The organism is Alkalihalophilus lindianensis (genome assembly GCF_032843265.1).
GTDB lineage: Bacteria > Bacillota > Bacilli > Bacillales > Bacillaceae_D > Alkalihalophilus > Alkalihalophilus lindianensis.
The window spans coordinates 1-315 of the sequence record NZ_JAWJBA010000145.1 but is presented as its reverse complement, the minus strand read 5'-3'; the positions used below and the strand labels follow the sequence as shown (position 1 = coordinate 315).

At 54.3% G+C, this 315-nt stretch carries 1 protein-coding gene; it reads right to left on the bottom strand.

The window, feature by feature from the left end; translation table 11 throughout:
• A partial coding sequence (locus tag RYX56_RS21700) for a histidinol dehydrogenase (RefSeq protein WP_317124030.1) occupies window positions 1-315 on the bottom strand: 315 nt, incomplete at both ends.

The window sequence follows — 315 nt, the reverse complement described above, 5'->3', positions numbered from 1 at the left end:
CTCCGCCTGGGATAACAGATCGGCCGCGACCTCATTCGCCCGTGCCGTTTCATCTGCTAAAATCGCAATCTCACTAGGGCCGGCAATCATATCAATATCGACATCACCGAATACTTCCCGCTTAGCCAAGGCAACAAATATATTTCCCGGGCCGGTAATTTTATCAACGGGAGCAATCGTCTCGGTTCCATAGGCAAGCGCCGCGATCGCCTGGGCCCCGCCTACCTTATAAATTTCCTCGACACCTGCTTCCTTAGCAGCGACAAGCACTGCTGCCGGCAAACAGCCCTGACGATCTGGCGGGGATACCATAAC